This window comes from Methyloversatilis sp. RAC08 (assembly GCF_001713355.1).
GTDB lineage: Bacteria > Pseudomonadota > Gammaproteobacteria > Burkholderiales > Rhodocyclaceae > Methyloversatilis.
The window spans coordinates 3,638,258-3,656,077 of the sequence record NZ_CP016448.1 but is presented as its reverse complement, the minus strand read 5'-3'; the positions used below and the strand labels follow the sequence as shown (position 1 = coordinate 3,656,077).

General features: G+C 65.1%; 22 protein-coding genes. 10 read left to right on the top strand and 12 right to left on the bottom strand.

Annotation, left to right across the window (positions count from 1 at the left end):
- Positions 1 to 330 precede the first annotated feature (330 nt).
- The 10 genes from BSY238_RS16575 to BSY238_RS16530 form a co-directional block, all read right to left on the bottom strand.
- Entirely contained in the window at positions 331 to 651 is a 321-nt protein-coding gene (locus BSY238_RS16575) for a helix-turn-helix domain-containing protein (protein WP_223300185.1), read from the bottom strand.
- Positions 641 to 940, bottom strand: coding sequence for a BrnT family toxin (locus BSY238_RS16570; protein WP_223300184.1), 300 nt, complete (start codon positions 938 to 940; stop codon positions 641 to 643). The genes BSY238_RS16575 and BSY238_RS16570 overlap by 11 nt, the downstream gene beginning before the upstream one ends.
- Before the next feature lie 230 nt (positions 941 to 1,170).
- The gene (locus BSY238_RS16565) at positions 1,171 to 3,330 is read right to left on the bottom strand and encodes a sodium-translocating pyrophosphatase (protein WP_069040124.1); all 2,160 of its coding nucleotides are present in this window, start codon (positions 3,328 to 3,330) and stop codon (positions 1,171 to 1,173) included.
- Between the two features lie 171 nt (positions 3,331 to 3,501).
- Positions 3,502 to 4,758, bottom strand: coding sequence for a 6-phosphofructokinase (locus BSY238_RS16560; RefSeq protein ID WP_069040123.1), 1,257 nt, complete (start codon positions 4,756 to 4,758; stop codon positions 3,502 to 3,504).
- A gap of 5 nt (positions 4,759 to 4,763) precedes the next feature.
- Entirely contained in the window at positions 4,764 to 5,417 is a 654-nt protein-coding gene (adk, locus tag BSY238_RS16555) for an adenylate kinase (protein WP_069040122.1), read from the bottom strand.
- Between the two features lie 142 nt (positions 5,418 to 5,559).
- The gene (gene kdsB, locus BSY238_RS16550; RefSeq protein WP_069040121.1) at positions 5,560 to 6,324 is read right to left on the bottom strand and encodes a 3-deoxy-manno-octulosonate cytidylyltransferase; all 765 of its coding nucleotides are present in this window, start codon (positions 6,322 to 6,324) and stop codon (positions 5,560 to 5,562) included.
- Positions 6,325 to 6,334: 10 nt separating this feature from the next.
- Positions 6,335 to 6,556, bottom strand: a complete 222-nt coding sequence (locus tag BSY238_RS16545; RefSeq protein ID WP_069040120.1) for a Trm112 family protein — start codon at positions 6,554 to 6,556, stop codon at positions 6,335 to 6,337.
- Entirely contained in the window at positions 6,537 to 7,553 is a 1,017-nt protein-coding gene (gene lpxK / locus BSY238_RS16540; RefSeq protein WP_069040119.1) for a tetraacyldisaccharide 4'-kinase, read from the bottom strand. Before lpxK ends, BSY238_RS16545 begins: the two co-directional genes overlap by 20 nt.
- Positions 7,550 to 7,978 (bottom strand): ExbD/TolR family protein, encoded by a 429-nt coding sequence (locus BSY238_RS16535; RefSeq protein WP_069040118.1) that lies wholly within the window; start codon positions 7,976 to 7,978, stop codon positions 7,550 to 7,552. Before BSY238_RS16535 ends, lpxK begins: the two co-directional genes overlap by 4 nt.
- 9 nt (positions 7,979 to 7,987) lie before the next feature.
- Positions 7,988 to 8,599, bottom strand: coding sequence for a MotA/TolQ/ExbB proton channel family protein (locus tag BSY238_RS16530; RefSeq protein WP_069040117.1), 612 nt, complete (start codon positions 8,597 to 8,599; stop codon positions 7,988 to 7,990).
- 245 nt (positions 8,600 to 8,844) lie between these two features.
- Between BSY238_RS16530 and xseA the strand changes: the two genes are divergently transcribed.
- The 4 genes from xseA (at position 8,845) to BSY238_RS16510 (ending at position 12,576) form a co-directional block, all read left to right on the top strand.
- Complete coding sequence (xseA, locus tag BSY238_RS16525; protein ID WP_223300183.1) at positions 8,845 to 10,194, top strand: exodeoxyribonuclease VII large subunit; 1,350 nt, start codon at positions 8,845 to 8,847, stop codon at positions 10,192 to 10,194.
- Between the two features lie 95 nt (positions 10,195 to 10,289).
- Positions 10,290 to 10,877: a superoxide dismutase gene (locus tag BSY238_RS16520; protein WP_069040115.1), complete on the top strand. Its 588-nt coding sequence runs from the start codon at positions 10,290 to 10,292 to the stop codon at positions 10,875 to 10,877.
- A 118-nt stretch (positions 10,878 to 10,995) separates the two neighbouring features.
- Entirely contained in the window at positions 10,996 to 11,385 is a 390-nt protein-coding gene (locus tag BSY238_RS16515; RefSeq protein WP_069040114.1) for a 4a-hydroxytetrahydrobiopterin dehydratase, read from the top strand.
- Complete coding sequence (locus BSY238_RS16510) at positions 11,386 to 12,576, top strand: GNAT family N-acetyltransferase (protein ID WP_069040113.1); 1,191 nt, start codon at positions 11,386 to 11,388, stop codon at positions 12,574 to 12,576.
- A gap of 15 nt (positions 12,577 to 12,591) precedes the next feature.
- On the opposite strand, the gene ppa is transcribed toward BSY238_RS16510, so the two are convergent.
- Both ppa and dmeF read right to left on the bottom strand, forming a co-directional pair.
- The gene (ppa, locus tag BSY238_RS16505) at positions 12,592 to 13,140 is read right to left on the bottom strand and encodes an inorganic diphosphatase (protein WP_069040112.1); all 549 of its coding nucleotides are present in this window, start codon (positions 13,138 to 13,140) and stop codon (positions 12,592 to 12,594) included.
- A gap of 27 nt (positions 13,141 to 13,167) precedes the next feature.
- Positions 13,168 to 14,145 (bottom strand): CDF family Co(II)/Ni(II) efflux transporter DmeF, encoded by a 978-nt coding sequence (dmeF, locus tag BSY238_RS16500; RefSeq protein WP_223300182.1) that lies wholly within the window; start codon positions 14,143 to 14,145, stop codon positions 13,168 to 13,170.
- 187 nt (positions 14,146 to 14,332) lie between these two features.
- Between dmeF and hemP the strand changes: the two genes are divergently transcribed.
- The 6 genes from hemP to BSY238_RS16470 all read left to right on the top strand — a co-directional run bounded on the left by hemP (position 14,333) and on the right by BSY238_RS16470 (position 17,580).
- Entirely contained in the window at positions 14,333 to 14,518 is a 186-nt protein-coding gene (gene hemP / locus BSY238_RS16495) for a hemin uptake protein HemP (protein WP_069040110.1), read from the top strand.
- A 7-nt stretch (positions 14,519 to 14,525) separates the two neighbouring features.
- Positions 14,526 to 14,741 (top strand): (2Fe-2S)-binding protein, encoded by a 216-nt coding sequence (locus BSY238_RS16490; protein WP_069040109.1) that lies wholly within the window; start codon positions 14,526 to 14,528, stop codon positions 14,739 to 14,741.
- Between the two features lie 87 nt (positions 14,742 to 14,828).
- The gene (gene bfr, locus BSY238_RS16485) at positions 14,829 to 15,308 is read left to right on the top strand and encodes a bacterioferritin (RefSeq protein WP_069040108.1); all 480 of its coding nucleotides are present in this window, start codon (positions 14,829 to 14,831) and stop codon (positions 15,306 to 15,308) included.
- Between the two features lie 176 nt (positions 15,309 to 15,484).
- Positions 15,485 to 16,288, top strand: a complete 804-nt coding sequence (locus BSY238_RS16480) for an energy transducer TonB (RefSeq protein WP_083224177.1) — start codon at positions 15,485 to 15,487, stop codon at positions 16,286 to 16,288.
- An 87-nt stretch (positions 16,289 to 16,375) separates the two neighbouring features.
- Positions 16,376 to 17,146 (top strand): MotA/TolQ/ExbB proton channel family protein, encoded by a 771-nt coding sequence (locus BSY238_RS16475; RefSeq protein WP_069040107.1) that lies wholly within the window; start codon positions 16,376 to 16,378, stop codon positions 17,144 to 17,146.
- Between the two features lie 14 nt (positions 17,147 to 17,160).
- Complete coding sequence (locus BSY238_RS16470; RefSeq protein ID WP_069040106.1) at positions 17,161 to 17,580, top strand: ExbD/TolR family protein; 420 nt, start codon at positions 17,161 to 17,163, stop codon at positions 17,578 to 17,580.
- Positions 17,581 to 17,820: the final 240 nt, after the last annotated feature.

Here is a 17,820-nt window from a genome sequence, read left to right as displayed (position 1 = left end):
CATCACGTGAACCGGGGAGAAACAGTGGTTGGCGATTCGGAGGCTGGCAGATTGGAAGCCGCCAAACAAACCTCAACCTCTTCGCTGTCATGCGGGATGCGATGCCGGACAAGTTATCCGGGAAAGCCTCACCAAAGCTGTCGAGCGACGCGACGTCCTGGAAGACCTTGGGCCCATCCGACTGTGCGGCGGCCAGGTGACATCGAGGCTGCACAAGCGCAAATGCCCGGTCAGGTGCGCATGAAGCGGCGACGGTGCATCGGGCCGCAGGCCTGCCCGACCTGACCGGCCCCGCCTCCTGAATCTGGCTCGAACGGCGGGTACTGACGATCAGCTCAATGCCGCCAGCGCTGCCTCCGGCGCCTTGTCGAGTACCTTCAGCAAGGCTTTCGCCGCTCCGGTGGGGCTGCGCTTGCCTTGCTCCCAGTTTCTTATCGTTTCGAGCGGCACATTGATGCTCGCGGAGAACTCGGCTTGGCTCAGCCCTAGACGTTTGCGCACGCGGCGGACGAACCTGCCAGCATCCTGCCGTGACAGCGCGTCGTCGACCGCAACCTGCGCAGCGATGTCGCCCTCGGTTGTTGCATCCACCCGCTCGGCATCAATGCGCCCCTGCTTCAGCGACTCAGGCTCGGCAGGGTCAATCGTCACTCGTATTGTCTTCATAACGTCGAACTTCCCTCTGATTGGCCTTGCGGGCGGAAATGATGCGGACTGCCGCGCCACGCGGCGTGTAGATGACGATGAAGAGGCGCGACCCGACCTTGCCCATCAACTGAAAGCGCGCCTCGCCATAGCTGTAGCGGATGTCAGCCTCGACCCTGCGATCCGGATCGAAAAATGCCCTCGCGGCGTAAGCAAAATCAAACCCGCGCTCTCGAAAGCAGGCATTGTTCTTGGCTTCGTCCCATTCGAACTCCATCGGCAAATGGTAGTTCATTGGCCGACCCGGGACAAGAACACTCAAGCCATGTCCGCTTTCCGGAAGTCAGCCGGCTGCGAGACGAACGTACTCAGGTCGTCACGCGCAAGTCAGCCGACAAATACTTCCGGTGAAAACGACTCGATCGTATGTGGATGCGCCCGGAATCAAGGCTGACCAATAACCAGGATGAACCAAAAAAAGGCCGTGCCGGAACTCCGGCACGGCCCTTTCAGTTCACGGAATGCTCAGCGCGCCTGTTCAACCTGCTGTACCTGAGCCACCGATACAGTCGGGTTGGCGGCACTGACCGCCGAGCCGGTGGCCGACGGCAGCAGCGGCACGATCAGCAGCGCCACGATGTTGATGATCTTGATCAGCGGATTGACCGCCGGACCCGCCGTGTCCTTGTACGGATCGCCCACGGTGTCGCCGGTCACCGCGGCCTTGTGCGCTTCGGAACCCTTGCCGCCGAAGTGACCGTCCTCGATGTACTTCTTCGCGTTGTCCCACGCACCGCCACCGGTGGTCATGGAAATCGCGACGAACAGGCCGGTCACGATGGTGCCCATCAGGAGGCCGCCGAGCGCCTGCACGCCAGCTTCAGGCCCCATCAGGAAGGCCATGCCGAAGGCCACGATGACCGGTACCAGCACCGGCAGCAGCGACGGAATCATCATTTCCTTGATCGCCGCCACGGTCAGCATGTCGACCGCCTTCGAGTAATCGGGCTTGGCCGTGCCTTCCATGATGCCGGGGATTTCCTTGAACTGCCGGCGCACTTCGACCACCACCGCGCCCGCCGAACGACCCACCGCCTCCATCGCCATGGCGCCGAACAGATAGGGGATCAGGCCACCGATGAACAGGCCGATGATGACCGCCGGGTTGGCCAGATCGAAGGTGACGCTGTGACCGACCGCTTCGAGCGCGTGCGTGTAGTCGGCGAACAGCACGAGTGCGGCCAGACCGGCCGAGCCGATGGCGTAACCCTTGGTGACGGCCTTGGTCGTGTTGCCCACGGCATCCAGCGGATCGGTCACCGCACGCACCGACGCAGGCAGATCGGACATTTCGGCAATGCCGCCGGCGTTGTCGGTGATCGGACCGTAGGCGTCGAGTGCCACGATGATGCCGGACATGCTGAGCATGGACGTCGCGGCGATCGCGATGCCGTACAGACCACCCAGCGTGTAGGCGGCCCAGATCGCGGCGCACACCGACAGCACCGGCCAGGCGCACGACTTCATCGACACGCCGAGGCCGGCGATGATGTTGGTGCCGTGACCCGTGGTCGACGCTTCGGCGATGTGGCGCACCGGCTTGAACTCGGTGCTGGTGTAGTACTCGGTGATCACCACCATCAGGCCGGTCAGCGCCAGACCCACCAGTGCCGCGAGGTAGAGCCGCATCTGCGCGCCACCGTCGATGCCCATGACGGCATTGAGCGCGTCGTCGGGAATCAGCGCCGTGGTTAGCGGATAGAAGGCGATGGTCGCCAGTACGCCGGCCACGATCAGGCCGCGGTACAGCGCGCCCATGATCTTCTGGCCCGGTTTCGCCTTGACGAAAATGCAGCCGATGATGGACGCGATGATCGAAAAGCCGCCCAGCGCCAGCGGGTAGATGACTGCCGCTTCGGCATTGGACTTGAGCAGCAGCGAGCCGAGCAGCATCGTGGCCACGATGGTCACCGCATAGGTTTCGAACAGGTCGGCTGCCATGCCTGCGCAGTCACCGACGTTGTCACCCACGTTGTCGGCGATCACCGCCGGGTTGCGCGGATCGTCTTCCGGGATGCCGGCTTCGACCTTGCCCACCAGGTCGGCACCGACGTCTGCACCCTTGGTGAAGATGCCGCCGCCGAGGCGCGCAAAGATCGAAATGAGCGACGAACCGAAGCCCAGGCCGATCAGCGGATGGATGATCTGATCGATCGTCGCGTCGTGCGCGGCAGAGCCTTTCAGGATCGCGTAATAGCCTGCCACCCCCAGCAGGCCCATGCCGACCACCAGCATGCCGGTGATCGCGCCGCCGCGGAAGGCGACGTCGAACGCTTCGGAAATGCCCTTGCGCGCGGCTTCTGCCGTGCGCACGTTGGCGCGTACCGATACGTTCATGCCGATGTAGCCGGCCGCCCCGGACAGCACCGCTCCGATGACGAAGCCGGCGGCGGTCGACGTGCCTAGCGTGAGCCACAGGACAACCGTAAGGATGACCCCGACGATGGCAATCGTCCGGTACTGCCGGTTCAGATAGGCCTGGGCGCCCACCTGCACTGCATCGGCAATTTCGCGCATGCGCTCATTGCCGCTGGGTTGAGCAAGAATCCACTTGCTGGATACGGCGCCATACGCGATGGCGACCACCGAACACACGAGTGCGAATATCAGACCGGACGACAACATCACCCCTCCCCCCTTGTTTTACTGCGCCAGATGGACACCCCGCGTGAGCAGGACGTCCGAAAGCTGCAGCGATCTTGTGGATCGCCGGGCGCCGCCTCCCCGGCTGCTGCCCTGGTAAATCGGCAGACCGCTGGAGAGCGGACTGCAACAAGCGGTTGCACGTGGTCTGTGTCAGCCTCCGAACGCGGGCAGCACGGCCGCCACACTTTCGTTCTTCAGACTCACGTAGGCCGGCAGGCCGTCGACATAGGGCGGATAGTCCTCGCCCGCAATCAGCGGCTGCAGGTATCTCCGGCAGGCATCGGTAATGCCGAAGCCGTCGTCGGAAATGAAATCTCTCGGCATCATCTTTTCGTGGTTCGCCACATCCGCCAGCTGCACGACGCCGATCTCCCATTGGTAGGGACTGTCGGCGGTACGCACGATGGCGGGCATCACGGCATTGCGTCCTTCGAGCGCCAGCTCGACCGCGCGGCGACCCAGCGCATGCGCCTGGGCGGCATCGGTCGCCGACGCGATGTGGCGACCGCTGCGCTGCAGGTAGTCGGGCAGCGCCCAGTGATACTTGTGACCGAGTTGCGCCTTGATCAATTCGGCCACCTGCTGGCCGACACCGCCAAGCTGGGCATGACCGAACGCGTCACGCGTGCCCGATTCGGCCAGCAGCTTGCCGTCGGGCCCACGCAGGCCTTCCGACACCGCGATGGCACAGAACTGGTGTTCGCGCACGCAGGCATCGACGCGCGCCATGAAGGCGGCCTGATCGAAGGGGATTTCGGGGAACAGCAGCAGGTGCGGCGCATCGCCCGCATTGCGCGCTGCCAGTCCGGCAGCCGCGGTGATCCAGCCGGCGTGCCGGCCCATCACTTCCATGACGAATATCTTCGTCGAGGTGCGCGCCATCGACGCGACATCGAGACCGGCTTCCATCATCGACACGGCGACGTATTTCGCCACCGAACCGAAGCCGGGGCAGTTGTCGGTGCCGACCAGATCGTTGTCGACCGTCTTCGGTACACCGACGCACACCAGCGGGTAGTTCAGACGCTCGGCGATCTGCGACACCTTCCATGCGGTGTCCATCGAGTCGTTGCCGCCGTTGTACAGGAAGTAGCGGATGTCATGCGCGCGGAACACGTCGATCAGCCGTTCGTAATGGGCGCGGCTTTCGTCCAGCCCCTTCAGCTTGTAGCGGCACGAGCCGAAGGCGCCGCCCGGCGTGTGACGCAGGGCGGCGATGGCTGCATCGCTTTCGAACGACGTGTCGATCAGGTCTTCATGCAGCGCACCGAGGATGCCGTTGCGCCCGGCAAACACCTTGCCGATGCGCCCGCCCTGCTCGCGTGCCGCCTGGATGACACCGCAGGCGGTGGCGTTGATCACCGCGGTGACGCCACCGGACTGCGCGTAGAACAGGTTTGCAGGCATCAGTGTCAGCGCAGTGCCTCGAGTGCGCGCTTCATCACCTCGTCGACCGGACCGACGCCCGAGATGGCGCGGTACTGCGGTGCGCCCGGCTCGCCGCGCTGTGCCCAGCCGGAGTAGTAATCGACCAGCGGACGGGTCTGCGAGTGATACACCTCGAGCCGCTTCTTCACCACTTCTTCGCGGTCGTCGTCGCGCTGTACCAGCGGTTCGCCGGTCACGTCATCGATGCCTTCGACCTTGGGCGGGTTGAACACCACATGATAGGTGCGACCCGACGCCAGATGGGCACGGCGGCCGCTCATGCGGGTGATGATGTCCGAATCGGGCACCTGGATTTCCAGCACGAAGTCGATCGCCACCTTGGCCTGCTTCATCGCGTCGGCTTGCGGAATGGTGCGCGGGAAGCCGTCGAACATGTAGCCGGCCTTGCAGTCGTCGGCCAGCAGGCGGTCCTTGACCAGTCCGATGATGAGGTCGTCCGACACCAGGCCGCCGGCGTCCATCACCTTCTTGGCTTCGATGCCGAGCGGGGTGCCGGCCTTCACCGCGGCACGCAGCATGTCACCGGTCGAAATCTGCGGAATGCTGAAGCGTTCCTTGATGAAGGTGGCCTGAGTACCTTTGCCGGCGCCCGGCGGGCCCAGAAGAATGAGGCGCATGTCCGCTCCTGATGTGGTGTTGTTGTCGGGGTTGATGTGATGTCCGGATTCTTCTTCTGCAGGCCGCACCGGCTTTGTTACCGTCCGGTGTCAGCGGGCGCGAACTTACCGCCAATGTGCGGCGCGGTCAAACCGCAGTGCGTCACGCGATGCCGTTCGCGAACAGCGCACGCATGCGCGCCAGATCGTCTTCGGTATCCACACCGGCGTGCGGCATGGCGACATTGCCGACAACGCGGATGCGGTGCCCGTGCCACAGCGCGCGCAGCTGTTCCAGCGCCTCGCACTGCTCAGCTGCCGCTGGCGAAAGACGGGCGTTCTTCTGCAGGAAGCGTACCCGGTAGGCGTAGATGCCGATGTGGCGCTGCGCATCCAGACCGGGCGGCAGCACGTCGCGCGTGACGGCAAAGTCGTCGCGCGCCCACGGGATCGGTGCGCGCGAAAAGTACATCGCGCGGCCCTGCGCATCGCACACCACCTTCACCACGCCGGGACTGAAGAAGTCAGCGGCCTCGGTGATGGCGCTGCTGGCGGTCGCGATCGACGATTCCGGATCCTGATCGAGCGCCAGCGCGACGGCACGGATCAGGTCCGGATCGATCAGCGGTTCATCACCCTGCACATTGACCACCACGGTCGCCGGCGACCAGCCCAGTTGCTCCGCGACTTCGGCAATGCGGTCGGTACCGGTCGAGTGGTCGGCGCGTGTCATCACCGCCTGGAAACCGTGCGCGGTGACCGCGGCGGCGATGCCTTCATGATCGGTCGCCACCACCAGCGCGTCGGCGCCGCTGCGCGCGGCCTGCTGAGCGACACGCACGACCATCGGCAGGCCACCGATGTCGATCAGGGGCTTGCCGGGCAGGCGCGTCGAGGCGAAGCGGGCGGGAATCACCACCTTGAACATGATGAGCGCCTCAGATGGACGCCGTACCGCGGCCCGGCACCGCGTCGCGCAATGCGGCCACTTCGGCCTCGGACATTTCGCGCGCCTCATCTTCCAGCATGACCGGAATGCCGTCGCGGATCGGGTAGGCCAGGCGGCTCGCCTTGCACTGCAGCTCGTTGCGTGCACGGTCAAGCACCAGGGGTCCCTTGGTGACCGGGCAGACGAGAATCTCAAGTAGTCGGGGGTCCATGCTTCAGCTCCGCAAGGCGGTCCGATACCCGGCCCGCCAGATCAGGATCGAGGTGTGCCTCGACCGGCAATACCCACACAGGGGTGTCCGACAATCCGTGACATTTTACCGCGTCCTTCTCGGTCAGCAGCAAGGCATCGCAGTCCTGAAACGTCAGGTCCCGCGCCGAATACGCGTGATGATCGGGAAACGGATGCGCCACGAACACCAGTCCGAGCGCCCGCAGGTGGTCGAAGAAGCGCGCCGGCTCGCCGATGCCGGCCACGGCGTGCAGGCGCAGACCCTGCAGGTCGGCGACGCCTGCACTGTCACCGGGCTGGTCGAGACGGCGGAAACGTTCACCCTGCAGACGCATCGAAAAACGCGGCGGGCCGCTCAGCGGTGCATCCGGCGTGCCATTGAGCACCTGCGCAAACACCTGTGCCAGACGCGACGGCGGCTCGCGCAGCGGGCCGGCCGGCAGATGAAATCCGTTCATGACACCGCGCCGGTCGAACACCGCAATTTCGATGTCGCGCGCCAGTGCGTAGTGCTGCAGACCGTCGTCGCACAGCACGACGTCGCACTGCGGGTGGCGGGCAAGTGCCGCGCGGGCGGCCTCCGCGCGGCGACGTCCGACCCACACCGGTACGCCGCTGCGTTGCGCCAGCAGCAGGGCTTCATCGCCGCACCGCGCCGGGTCATCGTCGACCGCGACCTCGTGCACACCGTGCACCGTGCCGCCGTAGCCGCGCGACACGATGAGCGGCCGGTGGCCGCGCGCGGTCAGCGTGCGGGCCAGATAGAGGGTAAGCGGGGTCTTGCCGGCGCCGCCGGCGATGATGTTGCCGATGACCACCACGGGCACTGGCAGCCGGTCGGCGCGCAATACGCCCGAACGAAAACCGGCACGGCGCAGCGTGGTGACCAGACGGTACAGCAGGGACAGCGGCCACAGCAGCCAAGCCAGCCAGCCGCGCCGGTGCCAGGCTTCGGGCAGCGCCCGCGCTGCGCTCATCGACCGGCCGGCGCGTCGGACTGGGTAGCGAAGGAAATGCCGGCGATGCCGGCTTTCTGCGCAGCCTGCATGACATCGATCGACGACTGCAGCCGGGCGTCGCGGTCGGATGAAATGATCACCACCGGGTCTTCCTTGCCCGACGCGGCGCCCGCCAGGGCACTGCGCAGCCGCTCGATGTCACCGGCCGGCACCGGCTGACGATCGACCAGAATGTCGCCACGGGCCGTGATCATCACGTTGATTTCGCGCGCCACCGGCTCGGCCTCCGGCGCCTGCGCGCTGGGCAGCGTGATTTCGAGGCCAGCCGTTTTCGAGTACGTGGTGGTCACCATCAGGAAGATGAGGATGACCAGCAGCACGTCGATCAGCGGAATCAGGTTGATTTCCAGCTCTTCGCGCCCACGTCCGCGTCGGAAGTTCATCTGGGCGCCCTACTTTGCCGAACGCTCGCCGTGTACGACTTCGACCAGCTTGATCGCAAGCTGCTCCATCTCGACCACGAAGTCATCGACCAGACCGCGAAAGTAGCGGTGGAAGATCAACGCCGGTATCGCCACCAGCAGACCGAAACCGGTGTTGTACAGCGCAATCGAAATGCCGCTCGCGAGCTGCTGCGGATTGCTGCCGGTCGCCGTCTGGGAACCGAAGATTTCGATCATGCCGACGACCGTCCCGAACAGTCCCATCAGCGGCGCGGCAGCGGCGATCGTGCCCAGCGTCGTCAGATAGCGCTCGAGGTAATGCACCACGGAACGCCCCTCTTCCTCGATCGCTTCCTTCATGATTTCGCGCGGATTGCGCACGTTGCGCAGACCGGCCGCCAGCACGCGGCCGAGCGGCGAGTGGGCGGCAACGCGGCGTATCATGTCGGCGTTCGGCAGACCGCCCTTCAGATCGGCGAGCACCGAATCAAGGAGTGCCGGCGGCACCACCTTGCTGCGTCGCAGGCTTGTCAGCCGTTCGAAAATGAGCGCCAGCGCAATGATGGACGCCGCGATCAGCGGCCAGATGGGCCAGCCGGCCGCCCGGATGATGTCAAACACGTGCGCTCCCCTCGTCAGCAAGCGGCGAACTGTAGCCTGCGACACCAGCCGGGGCAACCCTGAGCCGATGTGGTTGCGCACTGCAGCATGCCGCCGGGCGGGGTTATCCACAGAACTTGTGGATAACCGTGTGGGTAGCGGCCGGACGACAGCGGGAAATCGCGGCCGGCACAGGCGTTTTTCTTGCAGCGATCAAAAATTAAGCTTCGATGACAGCGTGGTGAACGATGGTCCCTGAATCACCGATGCCGGCCGGACCCGGCATGCCGGTATCCGAACTGGTACGACGCGCCCGGCTGACGCTGGAGCGCAGCTTTCCCGTGCTGTGGGTCAGCGGCGAATTGTCGGGCGTGACGCGCGCTGCGTCGGGCCACCTCTACTTTTCGCTGAAGGACGAGCTGGCGCAGGTGCGCTGCGTCATGTTCCGCAACCGCAGTCAGCTGCTGCCATTCGAAGTGCGCGCCGGCCTGCGCGTCGAGGTGCGCGCCCAGGTGTCGCTGTACGAGGCGCGCGGTGACTTCCAGCTGACCGTCGATGCGATGCGGCCGGCCGGCCAGGGCGCGCTGCACGACGCCTTTCTGCGGCTGAAGGCGAAGCTGGAACAGGAAGGCCTGTTCGATGCTGCGCGCAAGCGGCCGCTGCCGGCGCTGCCAGCCCGGCTGGCTGTGGTCACCTCAGCGTCGGGTGCCGCACTGCGTGACGTGCTGATCACGCTGGCACGACGCGCCCGTCACATCGAGGTGACCGTACTGCCCTGTCTCGTGCAGGGCGCGGATGCGCCGCCGCAGATCGCCGCCGCCGTCACGCGGGCCGGGCGCCTCGGCTGCGACGCGCTGCTGCTGGTGCGCGGCGGCGGATCGGCGGAAGACCTGGCCGCCTTCAACGACGAGGCGGTGGCACGCGCCATCGCAGCGAGCCCGGTTCCGGTGGTCACCGGCATCGGGCACGAAACGGATTTTTCGATCGCCGACTTCGTGGCCGACCTGCGCGCCGCGACGCCGACCGCCGCCGCCGAGCTGGTCAGTGCCGGCCATGTCGAGGCGGCTGCCAGGCTGATCGGGCTGGCGCGGCGGCTGGCCCGGGCCATGCGCGCCCGCGTCGAGCGGCGCGGCCAGCGGCTGGACGACCTGTCGTCGCGACTGCATGCGCCAGCACGACAGCTGACGCGGGCGGGCGAGCGGCTGCATGCGCTGCACGCGCGGATGCGGCGCGCCCGCGATGTCAGCCTGGCGCAGCAGCGCCGTCATGCCGACGCCCTGACCCAGCGCCTGCACGACAGACGCCCCGATCTTGCGCGCCGTCAGGTCGCATTGCAGCGCTTGACCGAGCGGCTGCGCACCTCGGCGCGCTGGCTGCTTGAAACTGCGCGCCACCGCAGTGGTCTCAATTCGGCCCAACTCGCGCAGCTCGATCCGGCGGCCGTGCTGGCGCGCGGCTTTTCCATCGTGCGTGACGGCGAAGGCCGCATCGTGCGTGACGCAGCGACGCTGTCGTCCGGACAGGAACTTGATCTGCAGTTCGCACGCGGCAGGGCCGGCGTGACGGTCGGGCGCGTCAGCGCAGCGGCCGCCACCGACGAAACACCCAGCAATTGAGGGGCCTTTGTGCCTGCACGCTTTGCCTTGTGCTCGGACTTGGGCAACCCTAAACTCGCATACCTGACTTTGAACCGACACGACTGGGAGACACCATGGAACACACGCTGCCCCCGCTGCCCTATGCGCTCGACGCTCTGGCTCCGCACATTTCGCGCGAAACCCTCGAATTTCACTACGGCAAGCACCACCAGACCTACGCCACCAACCTGAACAACCTGATCAAGGGCACCGAGTTCGAAAACCTCGATCTGGAAGCCATCGTCAAGAAGGCGCCGGCAGGCGGCGTGTTCAACAACTCCGCCCAGGTGTGGAACCACAGCTTCTTCTGGAGCAGCATGAAGCCCGCAGGCGGCGGCGCACCGACCGGCGCGCTGGCATCGGCGATCGATGCCAAGTGGGGCAGCTTCGACGAATTCAAGAAGGCGTTCAAGGCATCCGCGGTCGGCAACTTCGGCTCCGGCTGGACCTGGTTGGTCAGAAAGCCGGACGGCTCGCTGGACATCGTGAACACCAGCGGTGCCGGTACGCCGCTCAATTCCGACGCGAAGCCGCTGCTGACGCTCGACGTGTGGGAACACGCCTACTACATCGATTACCGCAACCGCCGTCCTGACTTCGTCGATACCTTCCTCGCCAGTCTCGCGAACTGGGACTTCGCGGCGAAGAACTTCGCGGCCTGACCGCCCGCCGGAGTTCGCCTCCGGCATGCGACGCCGATGCGCGCTGCCTCATCCGGCCCACGCCGGGCGGGACAGCGCGTTTTTCATGGCTTGACCGAACCACCCGAGGAGCAACGACATGACGCAGTGGAGAACAGCCGGGCCGAACGAGGCCTTCACACCGGAAGAGATCGACGCCCGCCTGAAGGGCGAACTGCCCAAGTGGTACTACGAGGACGGCTGGATCCGCCGCAAGTACAAGACCAGCGGCTGGAAGGGCACGCTGATGGTCGTGAACACGGTCGGTCATCTGGCCGAAGCGGCCTTTCACCACCCGGATCTCGCGGTGTCCTATGCTTTCGTGATCGTCAAGCTGATGAACCACGAAGCCAAGGGCGTGACCGAGCGTGACTTCCAGTTGGCGAAGAAGATCGAAGAGGTCGTCATGTGGCAGCCGGCACTGGCGGAAGGGTCGGCGCTGGCCGGCACGCCTGACGACCCGCGCTTCAAGTACATCAAGTACGACTGAGTGAGCGGACCGGTACTGCGCGTCGAGCGCCATGGCGCGATCGCCGATCTCGACGCCGCGCAGTGGAACGCACTCACCGGCGGTCAGGCCACACTGTCGCACGCGCTGCTGGATGCCTTCGAAAGTTCGGGCTGCGTCACCGAGGAATCCGGCTGGCAGCCGGATCACCTGTCCGTTCACGAAGACGGGCAGCTGATCGCCGCGCTGCCCGGCTACCGCAAGCTGCACAGCTATGGCGAGTACGTTTTCGACTGGTCATGGGCCGAGGCGCTAGAACGTACCGGGCGCTCCTACTACCCCAAGCTGCTGAGCGCCATTCCCTTCACGCCGGTGCCCGGCCCGCGGCTGCTGGCGCGCGACACGTCGGCCCGCACCGCACTGCTCGAAGCCTGGCTGGCGCATGCGCGCGACAGTGGCGTGTCGTCGGCCCACCTGCTGTTTCCGGACGCCGAATCGCTGGCTGCGCTCCAGCACTCGTCGCTGCTGCTGCGCCAGTCGGTGCAGTTCCACTGGTACAACGCGGGCTACGACAGCTACGAAACCTTCCTGTCATCGCTGGCGCGCGACAAGCGCAAGAAGATCCGTCAGGAGCGGCGGCGTGTGGCCGATGCAGGTGTTTCGCTGAGGCGCGTCGACGGACCGGACATCCGCGACGCCGATCTCGCCCTGTTCTTCAAGTGCTACAGCAATACCTATCGCGTGCGCGGTCAGCGCCCGTATCTGAACTTCCGATTTTTCGAACTGCTGCGCGAACATGTGCCGCACGCGCTGATGCTGGTCGTGGCATCGGTGGCCGGACGCGACATCGCCTGCGCGCTGAACCTGCGCGACGACAGGCGCCTTTACGGGCGTTACTGGGGCGAACTCGAACATGTTCCCTGCCTGCACTTCGAGGCCTGCTACCACCAGGGCATCGAATACGCGATCGAGCGCAAGCTCGCGGTGTTCGAAGGCGGTGCCCAGGGCGAGCACAAGATGGCGCGCGGTTTCGTGCCGGAAACGACCTGGTCCGCGCACTGGCTGCGCGACGCGGATTTTGCCGACGCCGTGGCGCGCTACCTTGAGCGGGAGCGCGCCGGCGTGGCGCTGCACATCGACGAACTGGAAGAGCGCACGCCTTACCGGCGGGCGGTTCAGGCGCTGACGACATCGAATCGCGAACCGGGCGCGATTGATGTCGACAGTCCGTGAGCGAGCGCCGAAAGGTCAGAACGCCGGCTTGTCGGCGGCTTTCTGGTAGGCCTCGACGCCCGACATGATTTCGCGCTTGGCATCTTCGATGTCGCCCCAGCCCTGAACCTTGACGAACTTGCCGGGTTCCAGATCCTTGTAGTGCTCGAAGAAGTGCGAAATCTGGTCCAGCAGGATCTGCGGCAGGTCGCGCGGGCTCTGCACCGAGCGGTACATCGGCGTGAGCTTGTCCACCGGCACGGCCAGCAGCTTGGCATCTTCGCCGGCTTCGTCGACCATCTTCAGCATGCCGATCGGACGGCAGCGAACCACCACGCCCGGCGGCAGTGCGAACTGCGCCAGCACGAGCACGTCGACCGGGTCGCCGTCACCGGCGATGGTGTGCGGGATGTAGCCGTAGTTGCACGGATAGTGCATCGCGGTCGACATGAAGCGATCGACGAAGACGGCACCGGACTCCTTGTCCACCTCGTACTTGACCGGGTCAGAATGCATCGGGATTTCGATGACCACGTTGAAATCGTTGGGCAGATCCTTGCCCGACGGAACTCGTTCCAGACCCATGTCTCGCTCCTTTTGAAAAGCCCGCGATTATAGCGATTGTTGCGGCGCAACAGAAGATGTCTCCGGCGACAGCACATCCAGTGTCACATGGGCCAGCGTCGCCATGGCACCCAGTTCATGCCGCAGACGGTCGGCATCCAGTTCCGGCGTCCCGGCGAGCGTGAGCAGCAGCGCATGGCGCCCGGGGGCAAGCAGCCACAGGTGCAGGTCGAGCGCGCGTACGCCGTGTCGTGCGAGGCAGTCGTGGATGTCGTGCAGCAGGTGACTGTCGATCTGGCGATCCAGCAGCACGCCGGCGCTGTCGCCGGCCAGTCGCCAGGCCCAGCGCAGGATGAGCACGCCGCCGAGCGCCGCCATCACCGGGTCGAGCCAGGCCATTCCGGCCCACTTCCCGGCGATCAGCGCCAGGATGGCGGCGACTGACGTGATCGCGTCGGCCAGCACGTGAACATAGGCGGCGCGCAGATTCTGGTCGGCGTGCCCGTTCGCATGTTCGTGCGCGTGCTCGTCTCCGTCATCGTCGTGATCGTGGCCGTGCAACAGCCACGCGCTGAGCAGATTGACGATCAGCCCCAGCACCGCGACCGCGAGCGCTTCGTCGTAATGGATGTCCTGAGGCGCCTGCAGCCGCGACGCCGCCTCGTACAGCATGGCCAGCGCGACGCCCGCGAGCAGCAGGCTGGACGAATAGGCCGCCAGATAGGACACCTTGCCCGGGCCGAAGCTGTAGTGCGCCTGCCCGGCGTGCCTGCGCACATACATGTAGGCAAATGCGCTGATGCCCATTGCCGCGACATGCGTCGCCATGTGCCAACCGTCGGCCAGCAGCGCCATCGACCCGGTCAGATGGCCGGCGACGATTTCCGTCAGCATGGCGATCGCACTCAGCCACAGCACATGGCCGACCGCCCTTTCAGCATGACGTTGCGACATCAGGAAGTCGGGCTGACGTGTCGGGCAGGACGACGCCTGCGTGTCTTCTGCGTCGCGGGGAGGTGTGTTCATGGGGCGATTGTAGGGTGCGGCGCTGACACCGTGACGTCACGCGGCCGCAAGCGCAGCCGGGAGGGACGTGCATACCGCACGAACCTGTCAGCAGCGGCTGTCTCCAGCCCGCGCAGCGAACGCTTGACACCGGCTCGGCCTTCTGTATTAATACGAACCATTCTCATTATTATTTGTTTGTTGGCACATGAATACGCCTGCACTGCCGCTGCCGCAGACACCCGCCAACGCTCCCGCCGCGTCACCCACTCCGTCGCCGACGCTTGATTCGGCGCAGTTGCTGGGTGGCCGCAAACAGGTCGCCATCAATCACGGTGGCGAACTTTACTCATTGCGCCTCACGCGCAATGGCAAGTTGATACTCACCAAATAGAGCTGCCATGTATATCTGTTTGTGCGAACCGGTCACCGACCGGGACATCAAGGCTGCGGTCAGCACCGGTTGCCGCAACGTGCGTGACGTGGCCGGTCAGCTCGGCTGCTGCCGGGATTGCGGCAAGTGCGTGCGCGCCGCAAAGGAAGTGATCGATGCAGCCCGGGCCGATCTGCGGGCACTCGTTGCGCACGCGCCGCTGGCGTCCGGCTGCGCCGCCTGAAATTGATGCTGTGCAACACAAGCCTTCGTGTGGCCTAGAATACGGTCAGGCGTCACGCAGTGACACCGCCTGAACAGGAGACGGCACATGAAGGGCGACAAGAAGGTTCTGCAGTATCTGAACAAGCAGCTGGTGAATGAACTGACCGCGATCAACCAGTACTTCCTGCACGCGAAGATGTACAAGAGCTGGGGCCTGAAGCAGCTGGGCGACCATGAGCACCACGAATCGATCGAGGAAATGAAGCATGCGGATGCGTTGATCGAACGCATCCTGCTGCTCGAAGGCCTGCCCAACCTGCAGGATCTGCACAAGCTGCTGATTGGCGAGAATGTGCCGGAAATGCTCGGCTGCGACCTGAAGATCGAGCACGTTTCGCACACGACGCTTAAGGAAGCGATCGCCTGCAGCGAAACAGCCGGCGACTATGTCTCGCGCGACCTGTTCCGTTCGATCCTGGCGGACACCGAAGAGCATATCGACTGGCTGGAAACCCAGATTGACCTGATCGACAAGATGGGGCTGCAGAATTACACGCAGGCCGCGATGGGAGAAATCGGCAGCTGAGCTGCCGGTCGGGGCAGGACCGGCAATCGGGTGCCGGCCGTCCCCTCACCGTCACGACCATGGTCCTCACCCGAAGTTGAAGTAGCACGGATGTTCCTCCCTACACTGCCTGCCGTGACGTTGTCCTCCTTCCCATCGATGCACCGCGTCCGCTTGCCGTCACCGGTATGGGCGTCATGAGCAGCGCAGCGCTGGCAGGCGGCGCCGGAACCCTGCCACCACAGCTGCCACCCGTCTTCCGCATTCAGGCCGCCCCGGCAACCTCATCGGGTCGATGGACCGGCCTGCCCGATGCCGGCGCGCCGGCGCGCATCTTTTCGCTCGGCACCGTGCTGCTGCTGCATGGCCTCGCACTTTTCTGGCTGATGCATGCCCAACTGCCACTGCCGAGCGCACCCGCCACTGTCATGCTGGCGACGCTGATTGCGCCCGAGCCGCTGCCGATGGCTGACATCGAACCGGTGCGCGAGCAGCCGAAGGTTGAGCCCGAGCCGCCGAAGCCGGTCACCAAACCGGTGCCCCGACGCAAGGAAGTCGTGTTGCCGAAGCTGACTGCGGCTGCCGATGCGCCCAGCGCGGAGAGCGCACCGGTACAGGAGCCTGCGCCGCCGGAACCGGTTGCAATCGATGTCGTACCGGCAACCGCTCCGGCACCTGCCGCGGTAACGGCAGCACCGGTCGCCGCCCCGCCGCCACTGGAACCACCCCGCTTCGACGCCGCCTACCTGTCGAACCCGAAACCGGCCTACCCGATGCTGTCGCGCCGTGCCGGCGAAGAAGGCCGGGTGATGCTGCGGGTGATGGTCGAGGCAAACGGCATGCCGTCGAAGGTCGATATCGAAAAGTCGAGCGGCTTCCCCCGACTCGACGAGGCTGCGCTGGATGCCGTGCGCAAATGGAAGTTCGTGCCGGCGCGGCGCGGTAACGAAGCGGTCGCCGAGTCGGTCATGGTCCCGCTCAGCTTCAGCCTGCCGCGATGATTTGACCGACGCAACCGCTGGCGTACACTGCGCGGCGATCCTTTTTTTGCACTATGGCTTTGATCTGGCTTCACATGGAGAGTCTTGATGAATGAATCACTGGGTTTTGCGCACTTCCTGTCGAATGCGGATGCTGTCGCAATCACCATCGTCGTGCTGATGGCGCTCGCGTCCATCGGCACCTGGTTCCTGATCGTGCTCAAGGGCATCGTTGCGCTGCGCCAGCGCAGTGCCAGCAGCCAGTTCATGGATCGCTTCTGGAACGCCTCGTCGCTGGAAGACGTTGCGCGCGACATGCGCTCCAACGGCGTCACCGACCCGTTCTCGCATCTGGTGCATGAAGGCTTCAGCGCGGTCGAAACGCTGCGCAACGGCAAGGCCGGCGCGCGTGGTTTGATCGCTACGGGCAGCGCCGACGAATTCCTGACCCGTGCATTGAAGCGTTCGATCGAACGTGACCGCAGCCGCATGGAGTACGGCCAGACCTTCCTCGCATCGGTTGCGTCCAGCGCACCGTTCATCGGCCTGCTCGGCACCGTGTGGGGCATCTACCACGCGCTGCTGGCGATCGGCATGTCCGGTCAGGGCACGCTGGACAAGGTGGCCGGCCCGGTCGGCGAGGCGCTGATCATGACCGCCATCGGCCTGGCCACCGCCATCCCGGCAGCGCTGGCATTCAACTTCTTCGCCCGCTCGACGCGCAACGTCATGGCCGAACTGAACAGCTTCGCGCACGACGTGTTCGTCATGCTGTCGACCGGCATCAAGGACGTCGGCACGAACGATCCGAAAGCCACCGGCGACCGCGTACTGTCACTGGTCGAGCACGGCCGCGACGCCGCGCGTCCGGCGCACTGAGCGGGAGCACATCAATGGCCTTCGCAAGTTTCGAACAGGACGATGATGGACCGATGGCGGAAATCAACATGATTCCGCTGATCGACGTGATGCTGGTGCTGCTGATCATCTTCATGGTGACCGCACCGCTGTTGACCCATGCGGTGAAGGTCGACCTGCCGAAGGAATCGACCTCCGCCAACGAGTTGCCCCCGGAGAACATCCAGATCGCGATCGGTGCCGACGAGCAGCTTTTCTGGTCGGGCGAGAAGATCGACAAGGAAACGCTGAAGCTGAAGCTGCAGGAAGCGGCCGCACGCGACAAGAGCGCCGAAATCCAGCTGCGGGCCGACCAGAACGTGCCCTACCGCTCGGTGGCGCACGTCATGAGCGAAGCGGCACGGCTTGGCCTGACCCGCATCGGGTTCGTGACTGATCCTTCCAGCGCGAAGTAAGTCGCCGGCAGCCTGAAGAAAACCGCCTTGACCGGCGGTTTTTTTTCGTCTCGCGTCGACGGGCGACCTCCGACACACTGCTTCACCTGCCGCGCACACGACGATGCTTGACAGACATTGACGCCCGTGTTTGAATGCGAATCATTCCCATTCACTTTTGAATAGGACATGCGCCAGCCCGCTGCTCCGGCAGCCATCCGCCAGCCATCCCGTGCCCCGCACGCCCACCGCTGGAGGATG

Bases quoted from the DNA above. Each gene is read 5' to 3' on its own strand.
- BSY238_RS16570 (WP_223300184.1), bottom strand. From the start codon at position 940: ATGAACTACCATTTGCCGATGGAGTTCGAATGGGACGAAGCCAAGAAC.
- BSY238_RS16565 (WP_069040124.1), bottom strand. From the start codon at position 3,330: ATGTTGTCGTCCGGTCTGATATTCGCACTCGTGTGTTCGGTGGTCGCC.
- BSY238_RS16560 (WP_069040123.1), bottom strand. From the start codon at position 4,758: ATGCCTGCAAACCTGTTCTACGCGCAGTCCGGTGGCGTCACCGCGGTG.
- adk (WP_069040122.1), bottom strand. From the start codon at position 5,417: ATGCGCCTCATTCTTCTGGGCCCGCCGGGCGCCGGCAAAGGTACTCAG.
- kdsB (WP_069040121.1), bottom strand. From the start codon at position 6,324: ATGTTCAAGGTGGTGATTCCCGCCCGCTTCGCCTCGACGCGCCTGCCC.
- BSY238_RS16545 (WP_069040120.1), bottom strand. From the start codon at position 6,556: ATGGACCCCCGACTACTTGAGATTCTCGTCTGCCCGGTCACCAAGGGA.
- lpxK (WP_069040119.1), bottom strand. From the start codon at position 7,553: ATGAGCGCAGCGCGGGCGCTGCCCGAAGCCTGGCACCGGCGCGGCTGG.
- BSY238_RS16535 (WP_069040118.1), bottom strand. From the start codon at position 7,978: ATGAACTTCCGACGCGGACGTGGGCGCGAAGAGCTGGAAATCAACCTG.
- xseA (WP_223300183.1), top strand. From the start codon at position 8,845: ATGCCGGCCGGACCCGGCATGCCGGTATCCGAACTGGTACGACGCGCC.
- BSY238_RS16520 (WP_069040115.1), top strand. From the start codon at position 10,290: ATGGAACACACGCTGCCCCCGCTGCCCTATGCGCTCGACGCTCTGGCT.
- BSY238_RS16515 (WP_069040114.1), top strand. From the start codon at position 10,996: ATGACGCAGTGGAGAACAGCCGGGCCGAACGAGGCCTTCACACCGGAA.
- ppa (WP_069040112.1), bottom strand. From the start codon at position 13,140: ATGGGTCTGGAACGAGTTCCGTCGGGCAAGGATCTGCCCAACGATTTC.
- dmeF (WP_223300182.1), bottom strand. From the start codon at position 14,145: ATGAACACACCTCCCCGCGACGCAGAAGACACGCAGGCGTCGTCCTGC.
- hemP (WP_069040110.1), top strand. From the start codon at position 14,333: ATGAATACGCCTGCACTGCCGCTGCCGCAGACACCCGCCAACGCTCCC.
- BSY238_RS16490 (WP_069040109.1), top strand. From the start codon at position 14,526: ATGTATATCTGTTTGTGCGAACCGGTCACCGACCGGGACATCAAGGCT.
- bfr (WP_069040108.1), top strand. From the start codon at position 14,829: ATGAAGGGCGACAAGAAGGTTCTGCAGTATCTGAACAAGCAGCTGGTG.
- BSY238_RS16480 (WP_083224177.1), top strand. From the start codon at position 15,485: ATGAGCAGCGCAGCGCTGGCAGGCGGCGCCGGAACCCTGCCACCACAG.
- BSY238_RS16475 (WP_069040107.1), top strand. From the start codon at position 16,376: ATGAATGAATCACTGGGTTTTGCGCACTTCCTGTCGAATGCGGATGCT.
- BSY238_RS16470 (WP_069040106.1), top strand. From the start codon at position 17,161: ATGGCCTTCGCAAGTTTCGAACAGGACGATGATGGACCGATGGCGGAA.